The following is a 17886-nucleotide window of genomic DNA, read 5'->3' as shown; positions in this document are numbered from 1 at the left end:
AGATAGATAAGATAAATACGATTTTAGTTTAAGCCCGTTATACTGTCAATTTTAATAAAGAGACAGGGGGTCTTCTATATTATATATAACACCCGTTCAGCCCTAAGGGGTTTTATTTCCGTCCCCCAGACAGCCGTAGGCATAAAGTGCCGCCCCAGTCACCCCGGCATTATCCCCCAGAAACGAAGCAACCAGCCGGACATCATCCCCCGCCAGACGGAAAGCCCGTTTGAAAAGCATTTTGCGGGCAGGCTCAATAAAAATCTCCCCCAGTTTGGAAACCCCGCCCCCCAGTATAATAAGCTCAGGGTTAAATATATTGGCAATACCGGCCAGCCCTATTCCCAAATATTCGCCTGCCCGGCGGATAACCCCCTGGCACAGCCTGTCACCTTCGGAAGCCGCCCGGCCGATATCCTCAGCCGTCAAAGCCGAATAATCCGCCCTAAACCGCTCTGAAAGCAGAGAAAACTCACCCCCGGCAAGTTCAGCCTGAACCCTGCGGACAATAGCCGTACCCGAAGCCAGCGTTTCCAGACAGCCTGCATTGCCGCAGACATCTTCGGTGCCGTTTATATCCAGACACATATGACCTATTTCACCGGCACAGCCGCTCTGCCCCAGATAAAGCTCATCATTTATAATAATACCGCCCCCGATACCGGTAGAGACCGTCAGGTAAACCAGGTTTTTAACCCCCCGCCCCGCTCCCAGCCGGTGTTCGGCCAAAGCGGCGGCCGAGGCATCATTTATGAGGAAAGTTTCAAGATAACGCTCTGCCAGCATATCCCGAAGGGGTACATCCCGCCAGGCGGGCAGATGGGGAGACTGGGTAACCAGTCCGTTTGGCATATCTATACCCCCGGCTACCGCCGCAGTCAGGGCCTCAAACTGGGAAAGACAAAGGTTGTTACGCTCAAGCAGGCGGTCAAGCACCCGGCAGACAGACTCAAATACACCCTCCGCCCCGTTCCGGGCGCAGGTAGGCTCCTGTTCCCAGGCCACCACCCGTCCGTCATGGGTCACTACCGCCGAGCGGATTTTACTGCCGCCTATATCCAGGCACAAACAGGGCTTAAGTATGACCTCTAAATTACTCCGGTTCACAAAGATCCCTTACTTTTAAAGCTAAAATAAGCACCTAGCTCTTCAGGAAAGGCAGCCAGTCTATCAGGCCTATTCCGGCATACACCATCACGATATACTTGGGAAATTTACCCAGAAAAAGGGCTGGCAAAAACTTGTGAACGGGCATGCGTGCCAACCCGGCAATAAGCCCGCCCACATCGAAAGGCACTACCGGCTGGGCAGCCAGAAAGGCAATCGCCCAAGCCCCGTATTTTTGTATCCAGCTTTCCACCCGGCTGTAACCCACCAGCCCTTCGGGAATAGCCAGTTTCTTGCCCAGACGGCCGGCAAAATAACCGCTCATTTCACCCAGACTGCCGCCCAAAGCACCAAACAGGGCTACCATCACCGGGTTAAAATTGGTTGCGGCCGCAACCATTATGGAAATGGCAAAGGGCACCGGGGCTATTACGGTAGCGTTGGCCAGTATAGACATAACAAAAACCAAAAGGTAGGTCAGCCAGGCATATTCATCAAGGGGTACTTCCAGACTGTCCACCAGCGAATTCAGCCCCCAGGCCAGCAGAAAGCTGAGTGCGATAAGAGCCCCGAAGGTCAGCAGCAGACTGCCCCAGTTTACGGCTTTCAGCTGTTCTTTCAGTGACTGTTTTCGTTTTTCTTCCAAGCTATTTTCTCCCGCAAAGTTCGGCAACCAGCAAACCCATGGCCAGCTCCGGTTCAAAGCGGCCGGTTTTTATATTAAAATCTGTTTCCAGCAGTTTGGAATAAATAGCTTTCAGGCTGTCCATGTTCTGGCAGGCCGCCTGAGAGGCTGTTTTCCTAAGGGCGTACTCAGAGCCGCCCATAGCTTTAAAAATCTCGGTCTCCTTCAGCCCCCGTTTTTTAAGGGCAGTATAACGCACCATCAGCCGCAGCTGGCGTACCAGCATAAACAGCAAAAAACCGGGTGACCCGCCGCCGGCAGTAAAAGCCGCCAGAGACTGCTGGGCGTCTTTAACCTTGCGGTCCAGTACGGCATCCACCAAACCGAATATATTTACTTCCTGGGAATAACCCACCATATTCTCAACATCGGCTTCCTCCACCGCCCGCCCCTGGGCATACAAGCCCAGTTTATCAATCTCGGAGGAAAGCGCCCACAAATCAGCCCCCACAAAACGGGCCAGCAAACGGGCAGCCGGAACAGACATCTGGATGGAAGACTGTTTGGCACGCTGCATTACCCAGCCGGGCAGGTTCTGGGCAGAAAGGGGTGCAAAGTGCTTTACCTCAGCACCGGGGCTTACCAGCTTAAAAAGGGGGTTTGAGGCCAAAGCGGATACTTTTTCTTTTTCACGGTAATCACCGTCTTTGGCGGTGGTATAGTCCAGAAGCACCGCCAGGGTTGTGGGGGGCAGATTAGACAGCGCCCGGGCAAATTCATCCGGGCTGTTTTTGTCTGCCCTATCTTTGGCGGCAGCTTTACCTTTTGAGCCTTCAAACCTCTCCAGCAGGCCGTTTACTATAACCAGCCGGGCAGGGGCTAAAAAAGGAACCGTCTGCACATAGTTTTGAAGTTCGGCAGCCGTCAGGTTTTTGCCCTCCAGCATGGTGGTATTGGCAGAGGACAAAGACTCATCACCCAAAGCCAGTTTTATCTGCTTCAGGCGTTCTTTCAGGGAAAAATCATCACTGCCGGTAAAAATATACAGCAAATTTAACAGCCACCTTCGGCTGATATTGTAGCATAACGAAACGGGCGCGTAACCTTTGAAGTTTAGTGCAAAACTGCCTGGCAGTATGTTACAATCTGCCCGTAAGCTGCACTTGGAGGATTTGAAACAATGCCCGAAGAAGTTGTAATGCCCTACGAACTCCGCAAACATATTGCCATTGCCAATGATATGGAAATAGCCCCTGAAATAAGGGAACAGACCATTAAACATATTGCCCGCTTTGGTTCCTACGAGGCTCTCTGCGCCCTACTGGACATTGCCTGCAATACCAAGGCAAGCTACGGTGAACGTGACCTGGCCTTGAAAGTATCCCGGGACGTACTTAAAAACAGCCGCAAGAACGATATCTAGGAGCAAAAGCGAAAGTAATATATGGCAGTAACAATAGGTATAATAGGTCTGGCTAAAAGCGGCCGCACCACCATTTTCAACGCCGCCACCCGCAGTAACGCTGCCACCGGCTCTTATTCACAGAGCAGTTCGGCTAACGTAGGCATAGTGAAAGTGCCTGATGCCCGTTTGACCCCGCTGGAGGAGATGTTTCACCCCAAGAAACTCACCCCGGCTGAAATAAAATATTTTGACGTGGGCGCTTCCCTTAAGGGCGGCACCAAAGACAGCTCTTTTTCAGGTGAGCTTTTGACCCAGCTGCAAAACGTGGATGCCCTGCTGAATGTTATTAGGGCATTTGAAGATACCGCCATTCCCCTGCCCGCCGGCGGCCTGAACGCAGAACGTGACCTGACCACCATGAATGCCGAGCTTATTTTTTCAGACCTGACCATTATTGAAAAAAGGCTTAACCGCATTGGCAGCCAGATGAAGGGTGCCAAACCCCCGGAAAGAGCCGCTCTGGAGCGGGAAAAAGAGCTCATGGCCAGAATCAAAGAGGCCATGGAGAAAGATATCCCCGCCCGTGATATTGAACTGGACGAAGAAGAAGCCAAAATACTCTCCGGATACCAGTTTCTGAGCAGCAAACCGGTGCTTATGGTGATAAATATAGGCGAAGATGACCTGCCCAAAGCCGCCGCAATGGAGGCCGAACTCAACGGTCGCTACGGAGGCAAAAACTACCGGGTAATTGTAATGTGCGGCAAACTGGAAGCCGAGCTGATAAACATGGACGAGGCCGAAGCCGCCGAGTTCCGCTCCAGCTACGGGCTTAAAGAAACCGGGCTGGACCGCACCATAAGGGCTTCATATGAGCTTTTAGACCTTATATCCTTTTTTACCGTAGGTCCTGACGAAGTGCGAGCCTGGACTATTACCCGCGGGACTATAGCCCAGAAAGCCGCCGGTAAAATCCACTCCGATATAGAGCGGGGATTTATACGGGCGGAAATTGTCCACGTAAATGACCTGCTTGCGGCCGGTTCACTGGCAGAGGTCAGAAAACGCGGCCAGCTGAGGCTGGAAGGTAAAACATATCTAGTGCAGGACGGGGATACCGCCAACTTCCTGTTTAATGTCTAAGCCTGCTCTATAAGGGCGGAAAGCATTTGCGCCCCGCTGTAAACCAGGTTTGAACAAAGGCCTTCACGGAGGCCTTTTTCTTTTACCAGTTTTGCCCCCTCCGGAGTGCCTATATTGCACTTGATAAGTTCACGGCAGGCCGTTGCCCCGAAGCGGGTTTCAAACTGCTTTATATACTCACGTCCCAGGCGGTTGCACTTTTCTCTGGCCGCTTTATCTTCAGCCGAAGTCTGCCCGAATTTCAGCCCTATTACCATCAGCCCGCCGCTGATTACCCCGCAGCTGTCTCCCCGCCCCGCCATGCCCCCGCCGAAAGCAGAAGCCAGTTTAAAAGCTGCCCCGGTTTCAATACCCAGAGACGGGGCAAAAGCACCTAAAATAGACTGGGCGCAGTTAAAACCCTGCTCATGCAGGCTCTGGGCTGAAACGGCTGTATCACTCATGGGTTTTATTCTCCTGAAATATATATCTGTAAAGAGCATAAAATATAAATATACCCTATTTTCAGGGTAAAATGAAAAATATGCGTGCTTCGGGCGGGTTTATGCCGCTGACAAATTAAAAAACGGCTGAGACCTAAACCGGGCCGCCCATTTCCTCCAGCCGTTCGTCACTTATGCCGAAGTGGTGGGCAACTTCGTGCTTAACCACCCGCCGGACTTCGTTTTTTATGTCTTCTTCAGTCTTAACCATATCCAGTATGGCCAGCCGGAATATGGTAATGCGGTCAGGGGTAACCATACCATAAGAGGCATGGCGTTCGGTCAAGGGAACACCCTCATAAAGCCCCAGCAGCTCTTCACCCCGGTGCATATCCAGATTACGGCGCTGGATACTGCTGGGGCGGTCAGCCACCATTATTTCAACATTGTCCAGCAGGGCTAAAAATTCTTCAGGCAGGCTATCCACTGCCTCGGCCACGATTTGTTTAAACTGCTCTGTATCCATATTTTTATAATATCCCGAACCCGGCTGAAATAACAGCCCGAACCCTCGCCCTGCCTGCTTATAAACCAGATTCCTTGTAAATAAGCCGTCTTTAGGCTAATCTTTTCATAGCCACTATTTTATATTATCAAGGAGTGTTAAAGTGTTTGATTTTTTCTTCAGCGGAATCTTTGGTCTCATCTCTTTTGCAATCAGTCTGGCCTTATACTTCCTGCCTAGCATAATCGCCCTGGCCAATCACCGCCGCAATACTCTGGCTATCTTCCTGCTGAACCTTTTACTCGGCTGGACTTTTATCGGCTGGGTAGTAGCCCTGGTCTGGTCAGTAAAAAAGTAGCCCTGCCTTTATGCTGGGAATAGACTACTCAACTGTCATAGACCCGTTTTTGCGGGGTGTAAGACGTTTTATACCCGAATTCGGGGGTATAAAGCCGGGTGAACGGGTGCTGGACGTGTGTTCCGGTTCGGGGGCTCAGGTAGGCGAATACCGCCGCCGGGGTATTCTGGGGTTCGGGCTGGACCTCAGCCCGGATATGCTCAGGCTCTCCCGCCGTCTTTATGACCCGGACAAAGCCGATTATTTTACCGGGGCAGATGCCCGCCACCTGCCCTTTGCAGATGCCAGTTTTGATTATACGTCTATCACCTTAGCCCTCCATGACAAACCCGCCCAAACCCGTCTGGAGATACTGGCTGAGATGAAACGGGTAGTCAAACCCCAAAGTTATATCCTGATAGCGGACTACAGCTATCCCCTGCCTGCCAGTTTTCCCGGACAGGTTATAAGATTTATAGAGCGCATAGCCGGCGGCGAACACTACCGTAATTTCCGCCACTTCCTGAAAAACGGTGGCGTGCCGGCCCTGCTTGAGGAACTGGGCATCAAAGCTGAAAGTACCCAATCCATCAGCTACGGGCTGATAACTGTAACCAAAGCTAAAGTCAGTTGACAGAAACAACCAAATGCTATAAAACTAATGGCTGAATATTAAAGCCGGATAATATCCAAGGAGACTTATCATGAAGATAGACCCTGAAGTCCGCAAAGAGATAAACCAGGTGCTGGATGCTATGAAAGAAGCGGTTGAGGCCAAAAACATAGAGGCACTGGTGGCACAGGTAGACAGCGAACCGAATATACTCACCGTGGGTCCCTGCCCGGATAATGTCGGCCTGGGGCAGAATGGTTTCAGACGCTGGATGCAAGCCCTGCTGGACAAAGCCACCCCGGTAAAATTCAAGTTAGGGTTTACCACCATAAAAGGCAACGGTCCGGTTGTCTGGCTGGATACCCATGTAACCTATACCTGTAAAAACGGGGATAACCAGAAGGAATTTGATTTCTACCTCAGCGGGGTAATGGAAAATATTAAAGATGAATGGCGCTGGAGCCAGATGCATTTATCCGCTCCGGCGGAACTGGAGTTCCCCGAAGGGCCGACTCCCCTGCCTGAAGCTGAGCAAGTCACTCCGGAAACAACCGGTGCATCTCAAAATGAAACCCCGAATTCCGAACCGGGCGAAGATGCCCCTCCCGAATGGAATTATATGTAAACTATCCTTTGCAAACAAACCAAGCCCCCGTCACAAAGGCGGGGGTTTTTCTTTAAAACGGTGCGGCAGACAGGCAGACAGCCTCTGCCCGAAAGAAAGGCGGTTGGGGTATGAACGTATTTCGCTCTGCCCTGCTCTTTTATGTATTTGCCATGCTGGTGCTGTGTTTTATACCGGCCTGGCACAGTTTTATCAGCCAGATTACAGCCCCGCTTGACCAGAACCTGAGTCTGGTAATCAAACTAACAGCCGACCCTTTGGAGTATGTCTGGAAGTGGGTACTGGTAATATTTATTATGTTACTGCTGAGCCGCCGGAATTAAAGGCTTCTCAGGTATTCGTCTATAACCACTGCCGAACGTTTGGCCGCACCCATAGCACTTATGACAGTATCGGAGCCGGTTACTATATCCCCACCGGCCCAAACCGCCCGGTGCGAAGTCTGTCCGTTTATATCAGCCAGAACAGTACCGTTTGAGTTTACCTGCAAATCCGGGGCGGACTGCATGACCAGTGGATTGGGGCGTGTACCCAGGGCAATAACGGCCAAATCTATATCCATTTCAAATTCGCTGCCGCCCACCGGTATGGGACGGCGGCGGCCGCTTCCGTCAGGTTCGCCAAGTGCCATCTTCTGGCATTCCATAGCCCGCACCTGCCCCTGTTCGTTAGCCAGAAAGCGGACCGGGCTGGTCAGAAAATGAAACTTTATTCCCTCTTCGCGGGCATTGTCCACTTCCTCTTTGCGGGCCGGCAGTTCCAGCTCCGAACGGCGGTAGACGATACTCACCTCTTCCGCCCCCAGACGCAAGGCACAGCGGGCGGCATCCATGGCCACGTTTCCGCCCCCAATCACCGCCACTTTTCTGCCTTTTTTAACCGGGGTATCCGAGGAAGGAAAATTATGAGCCTTCATCAGGTTGACTCTGGTCAGAAATTCGTTAGCCGAATATACCCCGCTTAGGTTTTCACCCTGTACATTTAAAAATAAGGGCAAACCGGCTCCGGTTGCTAAAAAAACCGCCTGAAATCCCTGCTTGAAAAGGTCTTCCAGCGAAAAGAGCCGCCCCGCTACCGAATTTAACTCCAGCGTTACTCCCAGAGATTTTACATACTCTATCTCACCCTGAACTATATCTTTGGGAAGGCGGAATTCGGGTATGCCGTACATCAGCACCCCGCCTGCCGTATGCAAAGACTCAAACAGGGTAACATCATGCCCCAAACGGGCAAGCTCGGCCGCCGCCGTAAGTCCGGCCGGGCCGGCTCCCACTACCGCCGCCTTTTTCCCGCTCTTGGGCTTAAGGCTTTTGGGCAGATTAACCTCAGCCGAATGTCCGCGTTCCCAGTCAGCTACAAAACGTTCCAAACGGCCTATAGCTATAGGGGCTTCTTTTTTATTTAATATACAGGCCTGTTCGCACTGGGTTTCCTGGGGACATACCCTGCCGCAGACCCCCGGCAGACTGTTGGTCTTTTTAAGTACCCTGGCGGCTTCGGGCATATTTCCGTCCCGCAAAGCCAAAATAAATTCCGGAATATCTATATTTACCGGACAACCCTCTACGCAGTAACGCTTTTTGCACTGCAAACAGCGGGCAGCTTCGGTATGGGCATCAGCCGGGGTATAACCGGTGGCCACTTCGGAAAAATTTTGAATACGGTCATTAACTGCCTGCTTGGGCATATCTATTCTGTTCAACCCCGCTTTAGCCATGGTTTCCGCACCCCTCTTCCTTACAGCGGCATCTCTCGGCGGCCACAGCCTCTTCGGCCACGTAAGATTTCTGGCGTACCAGCAGCCCGTCCCAGTCTACCTTGTGCCCGTCAAACTCCGGCCCGTCCACACAGGCAAAACGGGTCTGCCCGTCCAGACTTACCCGGCAACAGCCGCACATACCCGTTCCGTCTATCATTATGGGGTTTAAGCTGACAATAGTCTTCACCCCGAAAGGCTGGGTGGTTTTTGAGCAGAATTTCATCATAACGCTGGGGCCTATTACTATTACCCGGTCCACTTTGGTACTGGAGGCAAGGAGGTCACGCAGGGGTTCGGTAACTACCCCCTTGATACCGGCAGACCCGTCATCAGTGCAGACTATCATTTCGTCCGAATATTTAGTAAGGCGGTCATGCCAGAAAAACAAATCTTTGCTTCTGGCACCCACCACGCTTATCACCCGGTTACCCGCTTCTTTCATAGCCCTGGCAATGGGTACAATAGTAGCCATGGCAAAGCCGCCGCTTACGCAGACCACTGTCCCGAAGTTTTCAATCTCGGTAGGTTTGCCCAGAGGACCGGCAAAATCCAGTATGGCATCACCCTCACCCAGCTTGGCCAGCTTGCGGGTTGAAGCCCCTATTTCCATGTAAATAACCGTAACTGTGCCTGCCTGAGCGTCCCAGTCCGCAATAGTCAGAGGGAAACGCTCACCCTCAGCGTCTATCCTGAGGATAACAAACTGGCCGGCGGCGGCGGCGGCCGCTACTTTGGGGGCCTGTATCTTCAGCAAGTGTACCCTGGGCAATAAATCCTGCCGCTCAACAATCGTGTACATACCCCTCCTTGCCAGTATACCGCTGGACATAATCCAGAAGCATCTATGAGTATTAGTGCCGATTTACAGGTAAATATAAAAACCTATGATAATTTAGCATTAAATGACGCCTTACTTCAAACTGCAACCAGTTGAATTTAGCTTGTCAAAGTTATAATATATTAAGCGTTTTACCTCTGGTCGCCTTATTAAGCATTAAGGAAATAGCATGTTTATTGAACTTGTCCATATTGGCTTCGGCAATATTCTGGCCATGAACCGGGTTATTGCCATTTCCCCGCCCAGTTCCGCCCCTATTAAACGTATTATACAGGAAAGCCGAACCAAAGGCTTTTTGATAGACATGACCAACGGCCGCAAGACCAAGGCGGTTATATTTACTGACAGCGGGCATATCGTACTGGCGGCGCTTGCCCCTGAAACCATTACCGGTCGCCTTTCTATTAGCCGCGGCGGTGCGGTAAAGCCTGAGCTGGTTGATGACAAACTGGAACTTTAATAAAGCCAATAAACCCCTGCTGTTAGTTGTTTCCGGTCCTTCCGGCGTAGGCAAAGATGCAGTCCTGGCCCGCATGAAAGAGCGGAAACTGCCCCTGGCTTATATTGTCACCACCACTACCCGCACCAAACGGGAAAAGGAAACCGAGGGGGTTGATTATAATTTTATCAGGCCGGCTGAGTTTCAGCAGCTTATCGGACAGAATGAACTGCTGGAATGGGCCAATGTCTACGGAAATTTTTACGGAGTCCCCAAGGCGCCTATCAGGCAGGCTTTGGCACACGGTTTTGACGTTATTGTAAAAGTGGACGTGCAGGGTGCGGCCAGCATTAAGAAAATAGTCCCGAATGCGGTATTTATTTTCCTGATGCCCCCGGATATGGACGAACTGACCCGCCGGCTGGAACACCGCCTGACCGAATCACCCGAATCCCTCAAGCGGCGGCTGGCTACTGCCCCGCTTGAGATAGAAAAACTCCCCGACTTTGACTACGTGGTAGTCAACCCTGAGGGGGAGATTGATAATGCAGTCAGTGAGATTATGTCTATAATCTCGGCTGAACACTGCCGCATAAACCCGCGTTCTATTGAACTTTAGAATATAAGCTTAAACAAACCGGCTACCAGAAAGCCCAAAGCACCGCAAATGGGAAAGGTAAGCAGCCAGGCACTCACAATATTGCCTGCCACGCCCCAGCGCACCGCCGAGAGCCTGCGGGTAGCCCCCACCCCCATAATGGCCGAAGAAATGGCATGGGTGCTGGAAACAGGTATACCGATGGACGCGGCTATCTGGATAACCGTGGCAGCCGCTGTTTCAGCCGCAAAACCGTTTATAGGCCGCAAATTGGTCATCCGCACACCCACTGTCTGGATAACCCTCCAGCCGCCAATAGCTGTCCCGGCGCTGATGGACAAAGCCGAAAGTATAATAATCCAGATGGGTATAGCATCCCAGAGACCGGCATTGCCGGTATAAAGGACTGTGCCCAGAGCAATAATACCCATAGGCATCTGCCCGTCACTCCGCCCGTGGCTGAAAGCCATAAAAGCGGCTGAAAATATCTGCAGGTGGGAAAAAAGGCCGTGAGTCTTGGAAGGAACACTCCGCCTGAATATCCAGAGCAGGGCAACCATAAGCAGGTAACCGCCCGCCATTCCCATAATGGGGGCAATACCTACCGCCGCCACAATCTTTAAAAGAACTCCCCAGTCTACTGCCCCAACCCCGGCCATCGCTACCCCGGCCATAGCTAAGCCCGCCACCAGACAGTGCGTCAGGCTGACCGGCAGACCCTTACGGGTAGCCACCATAGACCAGATAACCGCGGCTATCAGCCCGGCAATAACTGTTTCATAGGTAAGTGATTCAGCCCCCAGTATGCCTTTACCGATAGTCCGGGCAACAGCCGTGCCGGTAAAAACACCCACCAGGTTGGCCGCTGCCGCCATGATTATAGCCTTGCGGGGAGACAAAACCCGCGTACCCACCACCGTGGCAATGGCATTGGCCGTGTCATTGGTACCGTTTACAAAGGCAAAACCTATAGCTAAAAGAATAATAATCAGATAAGGGATAAACGAGGCATCAGGCATTCTTCAGGGCAACCCCCTCAAGAACATTGGCCACGTCTTCGCACCGGTCTGTGGCCGTTTCCATATGTTCATATATTTCACGCCACTTGATAATGTTTGCCATGTCCTTTGAATCAGTAAAAAGCTCTCCCAAAGCGGCCCTGAAAGCCACATCCGCCATATTTTCCAGGCGGTTTATTTCTACGCAGTGGACAATAACCTGCTTCATCTCGGACTTGTGCCGCAGATGGGGCACAGCCAGTGCAACTTCCTTAGCCGCCAGCACAATAATACCGGCCAGTTCCTTGGCACGTTCACCGGGACGCCCGGTCTTGTAAATAAACATAAAATCCGCCGCCGAATGAATAAAGTCGGTCACGTCATCCATAGTGTGGGCAAGCAAAGCTATATCTTCGCGGTCAAAGGGGGTAACAAAGGTGCGGTGGAGAAGGTTTATAATCTGGTGGGCAATACTGTCACCCTCGTGTTCCAAATCGGCTATCCGGGCAACTTTATTGTCTACATCTGCCCAGTTATTAACTAATTCATCCAGTTCCTGAGCGGTGCTTACCATGTTCTTTGCACTCAGCTCAATCAGGTCAAAGAATTTTTCCTCCCTGGGGATGATACTGATTTTAGGCAACTGTCCTCCTATGCCAACACGGCATCTCATTTATTTTTTCTCTTTTATTACGGTATATATGATAGGGTCTCGGGGGGTCAAAATCAAGAAAAAGCTCAAAGCCAAAGCTAACGTAATAAACTTATAATAATTGTGCTATCATTAATTTATGTCCCCCATCTCAAGTAAAAAAACTACTTCTGATAAGCAGATGTCGGTCAGCAAAAAACTGAAGCTGGGAATCCTGTTTTCCGGAATTATCCTCCTGGCCGAATTTATCGGCGCTCTGGTATCTAACAGTCTGGCCCTGCTAAGCGACGCCGGGCATGTCCTGACAGATGTTTTAGCCCTTTCCCTAAGCTATTTTGCCTTAATGCAGGCCAAACGCCCTTCCAACTTTAAAATGACCTTCGGATATCACCGGATAGGTGTTCTGGTGGCTATTTTAAACTCCATAAGCCTTATCGGCATTGCCGTTTTTATTTTTTACGAATCTTTCCAGCGTTTTCAGAACCCTCCGGAAATAAATGCCGGGCTGGTTTTGCCGGTTGCCCTGCTGGGTCTGGCAACTAATCTCACGGTTGCTTTGATACTGCACCATGAGCAAAAAGAAAACCTGAATATCAAAAGCGCATTCTGGCACGCCGCCGGTGACGCTCTGGCTTCGGTGGGGGTTATTATAAGTGCGGTGGTAATAATAATCAGCGGCAATTATCTGGCGGACATAGTTGTCAGTATAATTATCGGCCTGATTATCAGCCTGGGAGGTGTAAATATTTTCCGCCAGGGTCTGAGGGTGATACTGGAAGCCAGCCCCAAAGATATAAACCTAAACCAGCTGGCTGATTCAGTAAAAACCATACCTGGGGTAAAAGACTTTCATCATATCCACATCTGGAGTATCAGCCCCGAAATCCACGCCCTTTCCGCCCATGTGCTGATAGACGACTGCCCTGTAAGCCAGGCAGATGATATCCGCCATCATATAGAAACCATTTTGAAAGAAAGCTTTGCCCTAAGCCATGTCACCCTCCAGATGGAGTGCCGGGTTTGCCGGACAAACGATATCCTCTGCCAGCTGGAAATAGAACAGAAACCTCACTTACATAAACACCATTAAAATATTTTCCAAAGCTGAAAAAACCTGTTATTTGACAGCAGCCCGCCAACTGCCTAAAATGCCTAAGCCTGAAAAAATGCACTTGACCATCAGGCAGCCTGAGTGCCATTATAGAAATATATTTTTGAGAAAATGCCAAAAGAAGAAATACTTAAACCCATCTCTCACCGTGAACACTGCCATCACCAGGTATTCCGGATAGAGAGAAAACAGAAAAGCCGGATTAGTTCGCTTATGAGCCAGTTGAAGCAGTTCAGAAGCTCTATAAGCAAACAGCGAGACTAGAAAATGTTTATTGTGATTGCCGGCGGCGGCACGGTAGGTTTTAATATAGCCTCCATGCTGGTCGTAGAAGACCACGAAGTGGTAGTTATTGAACAGTCTGAAACAGCTGTTGAATACCTTAACCGGCAGCTGGACATCAGAACTATCTTCGGCAATGCCGCCATTCCCCGGATACTGCGTGATGCCGAAGTTCAACGGGCAGACCTGGTTTTAGCGGTAACAGACCGGGACGAAACCAACATGGTAATCTGCTTCATAGCCAAAGAAATGGGGGCTTCCACTACCGCCGCCCGTATCCGCAACTCCGAATACACCGGCTATTTTATACCCCCGGCCAAATCCACCCTGTCTGCCAGACGGATTATCCGCCCCAAGTCACTGGGTATAGACGTCTTTATAAACCCCGAAGTTGAAATGGCCCGCGAAATACTGGGTATTTTGTCCAGTTTTTACTCTACCCCGGTGGAACAGCTGGCTAACGGTCTGGTTCAGATACGCAACTTTACTATTGAAGGCTCACCCATGGCCGGCAAGACCCTGAGCGAGCTTAATTTTACCAAGCCCTGCGTGGTAGCTTCCATCGCCCGGAAAGAAGAACTGCTGATACCCCAGCCTGAGCTGGTTTTGGAAGAAGAAGATGTCCTTTACCTGGTGGCCGAACGTGACAATATGGACCACCTGGGGCGGATGTTCAGCGCCATTCAGCGCCCGGCCCACAGCGTTTTCATCTTGGGCGGCAGCCAGATAGGTTTACTGGTAGCCGAAGGGCTGGCAGACCATGACGTTGATGTAAAACTGATAGAACCTGACGAGGAAAAAAGCCAGAAAGCCGCTATCCGGCTGGAAAAAGCGGTGGTCCTGAGGGGAGACCCCACTGACCGGGATTTCCTGACCGAACAGGGCGTGCCTTCGGCTGATGCTTTTGTAGCCACTACCGAAAATGACGAGTTCAATATTCTAAGCTGCCTGGTAGCCAAAAATCTGGGGGTAGACCGCAGCCTTAGTGTTATCAACAAGCCTTCTTATATACCCCTGGCTGAAGCGGTGGATATAGATGTGGCCGGTTCTCCGGCCATTATTACCGCCCGCAAGATAGCTCACTTTGTGCTTTCCGGCGGAGCTATTGCGGCCGCACTGCTGGAAAGCGGCCAGCTGGAGGCAGTGGAATTTGTAGTAAGCCCGCAGGCCAGCATTATAAACCAGAAGGTAAACCAGCTGGATATTCCCAAAGAAGCCGTTATCGGGGCGGTTGTCCAGAATAACCAGGTTATTATTCCCCCTGACGAAGCCGTTATCCATGGCGGAGACCATGTTATTGTAGTCTCCCAGCTAAACGTTCTGCATGACGTGGAGAAGCTGTTTAAATAAGACATGAAAATAAATAACGTTCTCCATTACCTGGGGCTGGTTATTGCCATCTTGGGCGGCTTCATGTTTATCCCCTTTGTTTTCAGCCTGATAAACGCAGAGCCGGACCAATTAGCTTTCGGCGTTTCCATTGTCATCACCTTAAGCGCAGGCTTTCTGCTGTGGCGTTTCACCCCCATTACCGAAAGGCGTATCAGCCTGCGCGAATCCCTGGCTATTGTGGCCGGCAGCTGGATTATGGCCGCCCTTTTCGGTTCGCTTCCCTTTATCATTTCAGGGGTGCTTCCCAGTGTTATAGACTGTATCTTTGAGGCTATGAGCGGCCTGACTACCACCGGTGCCAGTGTATTCAGCAGCGTAGAAAACCTGCCTCACGGCATACTTGTCTGGCGTTCCCTTACCCAGTGGATAGGCGGCTTGGGCATTATCATGCTGTTTGTGACCATTCTGCCCATGCTGGGCATAGGCGCTTCCCAGCTCATGGAAGCCGAAACCCCCGGTCAGCAGGAACGGCTGACCTCGCGTATCCGGGATACCGCAAGAACATTGTGGCTTCTTTATCTGGGCTTTACAGTAGCCGGTTTTATAGCCCTTATGCTGGCCGGTCTGCCCGGGTTTGATGCCTTTAATATTATCCTGACCACTACCCCCACCGGAGGCTTTGCCCCGGTAAGCAGTATCGGGGTGTATAACAATCTGGCGGTTGAGCTTATTCTTATTTTCTTCATGGTAGCCAGCGGGGTAAACTTCGGGCTATATTATTATCTGCTCTGGAAAGGCCGCCCGGCCAAATTTTTCGGCAATGCGGAGTTCAAGTTATACATAGGTATCCTGATAGGCTGTATCCTGCTGATAAACTGGGACTTGGTAGCCAATGCCGGAATGGGTATCTTTGAAGGTCTGCGCCAGGCCAGCTTCCAGACAGCTTCGGTTATGACTACCACCGGTTTTGCCACCGCTGATTTCGCCCAGTGGCCCCACTTTTCACAGGCTATTTTACTGGTGCTTATGGTAGTAGGCGCATCTGCCGGTTCTACCGGGGGCGGCCTAAAGGTAATCCGCCTGCTGGTTTTATTTAAATATACTTACCGCCGTATCCAGCTTACTTTCAACCCCAACGCGGTTATACCCATCAAAATAGGCGGCTACGTTATTTCAGACAAGCTTATCTCCCGTTCGGTAGGCCTGACTATACTCTACTTTGCCACCCTGTGGGCAGGCTTTTTAGTAATGAGTGCCATAGGGCTGGACTTTGTTACCGCCCTATCCAGCATTACCTCCTGTTTGGGAAACGTAGGCCCGGCGCTGGGTACTGTCGGCCCCATGGCCAGTTATGCGGACATACCCGGTATCGGCAAACTGGTACTCCTTACAGCCATGTTGGTAGGCAGAATAGAGCTATTCACCCTGCTGGTTTTGTTCATACCGGCCTTCTGGCGCTGGCGTTAAGAGCCGCTTAGTTGTAAAGTATTAAACCGCAGTTTATAATGGACTTTGTGGAAATAAGGGGCTATCCGATAGACTATGGAATTTGAACGTATACTGGTACCCGTAGACGGTACGGAAACAGATGAAGAGGCTATAAGTTTAGCCTGCACTATATCTAAAGTTTCCGGCAAAACCAGGGTATTTGCTGTTCATATCATTCCGGTTGAACGGGCTTTGCCTCTTGATGCCGAACTTTCATCTGCCATAACCAAAGCTGAGGGTATTCTGGCCAAAGCCGAAGAAATAGCTGAAAAGCAGGGCGTAAAGCTGGAAACAGACCTCCTTCAGGCACGCGAAGTAGCCAACGCTATTATTGACGAGGCTATAGAGAAAGAAATAGACCTTATACTGATAGGTCTTAGCTATAAAACCCGCTTCGGGGAGTTTTGCATGGGCGGCGTTCTGCCCTACATACTTCAGAATGCTCCCTGCCGGGTAATAGTTTATCATCAGCGCAAGGTGTAAAAGATGAAAGTAGTCATTATGGGTTGCGGGCGGGTTGGCGCCCAGCTGGCCACCATGCTGGATAAAGAAGGCAATGAAGTTATTTCTCTGGATGTAGATGCATATAGTTTCCGCCGCCTGCCGGCAGACTTCAAAGGCACCGCCCTTTTATGCAACGGAATGGATGAAGATTCACTAAAAAAAGCCGGGATTGAAACCGCGGATGCCTTCGTAGCCGTTACCCAGGGTGACAACCGCAATATTATGGCCGCCCAGATAGCCAAAAAGATTTTCAACGTACCCAAAGTGGTCTGCCGCATATATGACCCCCTCCGCCGTGACCTTTATACCCTGCTTGGGCTGGATGCCATAAGTCCCACTACTATCTTTGCCCAAATGCTCAAAGACAAGATAGAAGGCAAGGAATAAACCTATGTATGTTGTAGTAATCGGCGGCGGACGTCTGGGTTATTATCTCTTAAAAGCCCTTCTGAATGACGGGCATGAGGTGCTTCTGATTGAAAAAAATTCCGCCCTGTGTGACGGCATAAATAAAGAAATGGGCAGTGTCTGTTTGCACGGTGACGGCTGCGAAACCGCCGTTCTGACTGAAGCCGGCACTTCCAGAGCTGACTTGCTTATTGCCGTAACCGGAGATGACGAAGACAATCTGGTAGCCTGTCAGGTTGCCAAGTACAAATTTAACGTACCCCGCACTATAGCCCGGGTCAGAAACCCCAAGAATGAATCTGTATTTAAAAAACTGGGGGTGGATTCCACCGTAAACTCCACCAATATTATACTGGAACATATTGAACACGAAGTACCCAGTCACGCCATGACCCACCTTTTAACCCTGCACGGCAAAGACCTGGAGATTATAGATATACGCATACCTGATAATGCCCTGACAGTGGGTAAACAGATACATGAACTGGTGCTGCCTTCCCAGACTATTATCTCCCTGATAATCCGCAAAGACAGCAAACCCGTCCTGCCCCGCCCCGAAACCACCGTCCAGGCAGGTGACCAGTTTATGATAGTGGCTGACGCTTCCAAAGAAACCGAGATACGGGATATTCTGACCGCCGCCGCTTAAGCCCCCTTTGCCAAACCCCTATTCACATATGTATTGATGCCTTTGC

24 protein-coding genes are annotated in these 17886 nt (G+C 50.8%); 15 read left to right on the top strand and 9 right to left on the bottom strand.

Annotated elements, in window-relative coordinates:
* Positions 1-102 precede the first annotated feature (102 nt).
* Genes ACE6F3_RS02770 through holA form a run of 3 tightly spaced genes read right to left on the bottom strand, consistent with a single transcriptional unit; the run spans position 103 to position 2783 of the window.
* The gene (locus ACE6F3_RS02770; protein ID WP_324665005.1) at positions 103-1107 is read right to left on the bottom strand and encodes an ROK family protein; all 1005 of its coding nucleotides are present in this window, start codon (positions 1105-1107) and stop codon (positions 103-105) included.
* 34 nt (positions 1108-1141) lie between these two features.
* On the bottom strand, positions 1142-1753 hold the full coding sequence (locus tag ACE6F3_RS02765) for a VTT domain-containing protein (RefSeq protein WP_023651715.1): 612 nt from the start codon (positions 1751-1753) through the stop codon (positions 1142-1144).
* A 1-nt stretch (position 1754) separates the two neighbouring features.
* A complete protein-coding gene (gene holA / locus ACE6F3_RS02760) occupies positions 1755-2783 on the bottom strand; it encodes a DNA polymerase III subunit delta (protein ID WP_324665003.1) in 1029 nt (342 codons plus the stop codon).
* Between the two features lie 129 nt (positions 2784-2912).
* On the opposite strand from holA, the gene ACE6F3_RS02755 reads away from it, so the two are divergent.
* Entirely contained in the window at positions 2913-3155 is a 243-nt protein-coding gene (locus ACE6F3_RS02755; RefSeq protein WP_023651713.1) for a hypothetical protein, read from the top strand.
* Between the two features lie 21 nt (positions 3156-3176).
* The gene (gene ychF / locus ACE6F3_RS02750) at positions 3177-4280 is read left to right on the top strand and encodes a redox-regulated ATPase YchF (RefSeq protein ID WP_324664999.1); all 1104 of its coding nucleotides are present in this window, start codon (positions 3177-3179) and stop codon (positions 4278-4280) included.
* Here the strand turns inward: ychF and ACE6F3_RS02745 are convergent.
* The gene (locus ACE6F3_RS02745) at positions 4277-4723 is read right to left on the bottom strand and encodes a C-GCAxxG-C-C family protein (protein ID WP_324664997.1); all 447 of its coding nucleotides are present in this window, start codon (positions 4721-4723) and stop codon (positions 4277-4279) included. The genes ychF and ACE6F3_RS02745 overlap by 4 nt on opposite strands.
* A 133-nt stretch (positions 4724-4856) precedes the next feature.
* On the bottom strand, positions 4857-5228 hold the full coding sequence (locus ACE6F3_RS02740) for a metallopeptidase family protein (RefSeq protein WP_041340802.1): 372 nt from the start codon (positions 5226-5228) through the stop codon (positions 4857-4859).
* 142 nt (positions 5229-5370) lie between these two features.
* Between ACE6F3_RS02740 and ACE6F3_RS02735 the strand changes: the two genes are divergently transcribed.
* From ACE6F3_RS02735 to ACE6F3_RS02720, 4 genes are all read left to right on the top strand, one after another.
* Positions 5371-5565, top strand: coding sequence for a superinfection immunity protein (locus ACE6F3_RS02735; protein ID WP_010935853.1), 195 nt, complete (start codon positions 5371-5373; stop codon positions 5563-5565).
* Between the two features lie 10 nt (positions 5566-5575).
* On the top strand, positions 5576-6178 hold the full coding sequence (locus tag ACE6F3_RS02730; protein ID WP_324664994.1) for a methyltransferase domain-containing protein: 603 nt from the start codon (positions 5576-5578) through the stop codon (positions 6176-6178).
* A 70-nt stretch (positions 6179-6248) separates the two neighbouring features.
* The gene (locus ACE6F3_RS02725; RefSeq protein WP_324664992.1) at positions 6249-6782 is read left to right on the top strand and encodes a nuclear transport factor 2 family protein; all 534 of its coding nucleotides are present in this window, start codon (positions 6249-6251) and stop codon (positions 6780-6782) included.
* Between the two features lie 110 nt (positions 6783-6892).
* Complete coding sequence (locus ACE6F3_RS02720; RefSeq protein WP_010935849.1) at positions 6893-7105, top strand: hypothetical protein; 213 nt, start codon at positions 6893-6895, stop codon at positions 7103-7105.
* Here ACE6F3_RS02720 and gltA read toward each other — a convergent pair.
* A complete protein-coding gene (gene gltA, locus ACE6F3_RS02715) occupies positions 7102-8499 on the bottom strand; it encodes an NADPH-dependent glutamate synthase (protein WP_324664990.1) in 1398 nt (465 codons plus the stop codon). The genes ACE6F3_RS02720 and gltA overlap by 4 nt on opposite strands.
* On the bottom strand, positions 8492-9340 hold the full coding sequence (locus tag ACE6F3_RS02710; protein ID WP_324664988.1) for a sulfide/dihydroorotate dehydrogenase-like FAD/NAD-binding protein: 849 nt from the start codon (positions 9338-9340) through the stop codon (positions 8492-8494). The genes gltA and ACE6F3_RS02710 overlap by 8 nt, the downstream gene beginning before the upstream one ends.
* Before the next feature lie 208 nt (positions 9341-9548).
* Between ACE6F3_RS02710 and ACE6F3_RS02705 the strand changes: the two genes are divergently transcribed.
* Positions 9549-9839 carry a DUF370 domain-containing protein gene (locus ACE6F3_RS02705; RefSeq protein ID WP_010935846.1) on the top strand — a complete coding sequence of 97 codons (291 nt, stop codon included), beginning with the start codon at positions 9549-9551 and terminating at the stop codon, positions 9837-9839.
* A complete protein-coding gene (locus ACE6F3_RS02700) occupies positions 9820-10437 on the top strand; it encodes a guanylate kinase (RefSeq protein WP_041223278.1) in 618 nt (205 codons plus the stop codon). The genes ACE6F3_RS02705 and ACE6F3_RS02700 overlap by 20 nt, the downstream gene beginning before the upstream one ends.
* Here ACE6F3_RS02700 and ACE6F3_RS02695 read toward each other — a convergent pair.
* Positions 10434-11435 carry an inorganic phosphate transporter gene (locus ACE6F3_RS02695; protein ID WP_010935844.1) on the bottom strand — a complete coding sequence of 334 codons (1002 nt, stop codon included), beginning with the start codon at positions 11433-11435 and terminating at the stop codon, positions 10434-10436. The genes ACE6F3_RS02700 and ACE6F3_RS02695 overlap by 4 nt on opposite strands.
* Entirely contained in the window at positions 11428-12057 is a 630-nt protein-coding gene (locus ACE6F3_RS02690; protein WP_010935843.1) for a DUF47 domain-containing protein, read from the bottom strand. Before ACE6F3_RS02690 ends, ACE6F3_RS02695 begins: the two co-directional genes overlap by 8 nt.
* A gap of 190 nt (positions 12058-12247) precedes the next feature.
* Here ACE6F3_RS02690 and ACE6F3_RS02685 point away from each other — a divergent pair, with 190 nt between their 5' ends.
* The 7 genes from ACE6F3_RS02685 to ACE6F3_RS02655 all read left to right on the top strand — a co-directional run bounded on the left by ACE6F3_RS02685 (position 12248) and on the right by ACE6F3_RS02655 (position 17840).
* Positions 12248-13156: a cation diffusion facilitator family transporter gene (locus tag ACE6F3_RS02685; RefSeq protein ID WP_324664979.1), complete on the top strand. Its 909-nt coding sequence runs from the start codon at positions 12248-12250 to the stop codon at positions 13154-13156.
* A gap of 132 nt (positions 13157-13288) precedes the next feature.
* On the top strand, positions 13289-13441 hold the full coding sequence (locus ACE6F3_RS02680; protein WP_010935841.1) for a hypothetical protein: 153 nt from the start codon (positions 13289-13291) through the stop codon (positions 13439-13441).
* 3 nt (positions 13442-13444) lie between these two features.
* On the top strand, positions 13445-14809 hold the full coding sequence (gene trkA, locus ACE6F3_RS02675; protein WP_324664977.1) for a Trk system potassium transporter TrkA: 1365 nt from the start codon (positions 13445-13447) through the stop codon (positions 14807-14809).
* A 3-nt stretch (positions 14810-14812) separates the two neighbouring features.
* On the top strand, positions 14813-16258 hold the full coding sequence (locus ACE6F3_RS02670) for a TrkH family potassium uptake protein (protein WP_010935839.1): 1446 nt from the start codon (positions 14813-14815) through the stop codon (positions 16256-16258).
* 75 nt (positions 16259-16333) lie between these two features.
* Positions 16334-16762, top strand: coding sequence for a universal stress protein (locus tag ACE6F3_RS02665; RefSeq protein ID WP_010935838.1), 429 nt, complete (start codon positions 16334-16336; stop codon positions 16760-16762).
* Positions 16763-16765: 3 nt separating this feature from the next.
* Positions 16766-17170, top strand: a complete 405-nt coding sequence (locus ACE6F3_RS02660; protein ID WP_010935837.1) for a TrkA family potassium uptake protein — start codon at positions 16766-16768, stop codon at positions 17168-17170.
* A 4-nt stretch (positions 17171-17174) separates the two neighbouring features.
* On the top strand, positions 17175-17840 hold the full coding sequence (locus tag ACE6F3_RS02655) for a TrkA family potassium uptake protein (protein ID WP_010935836.1): 666 nt from the start codon (positions 17175-17177) through the stop codon (positions 17838-17840).
* Positions 17841-17886: the final 46 nt, after the last annotated feature.

Source organism: Dehalococcoides sp. THU4, assembly GCF_043231265.1.
In the GTDB taxonomy this organism is placed as follows: Bacteria; Chloroflexota; Dehalococcoidia; order Dehalococcoidales; family Dehalococcoidaceae; genus Dehalococcoides; species Dehalococcoides mccartyi.
The sequence above is the reverse complement of the archived record's forward strand: the minus strand, read 5'-3'. Positions and strand labels throughout refer to the sequence as shown.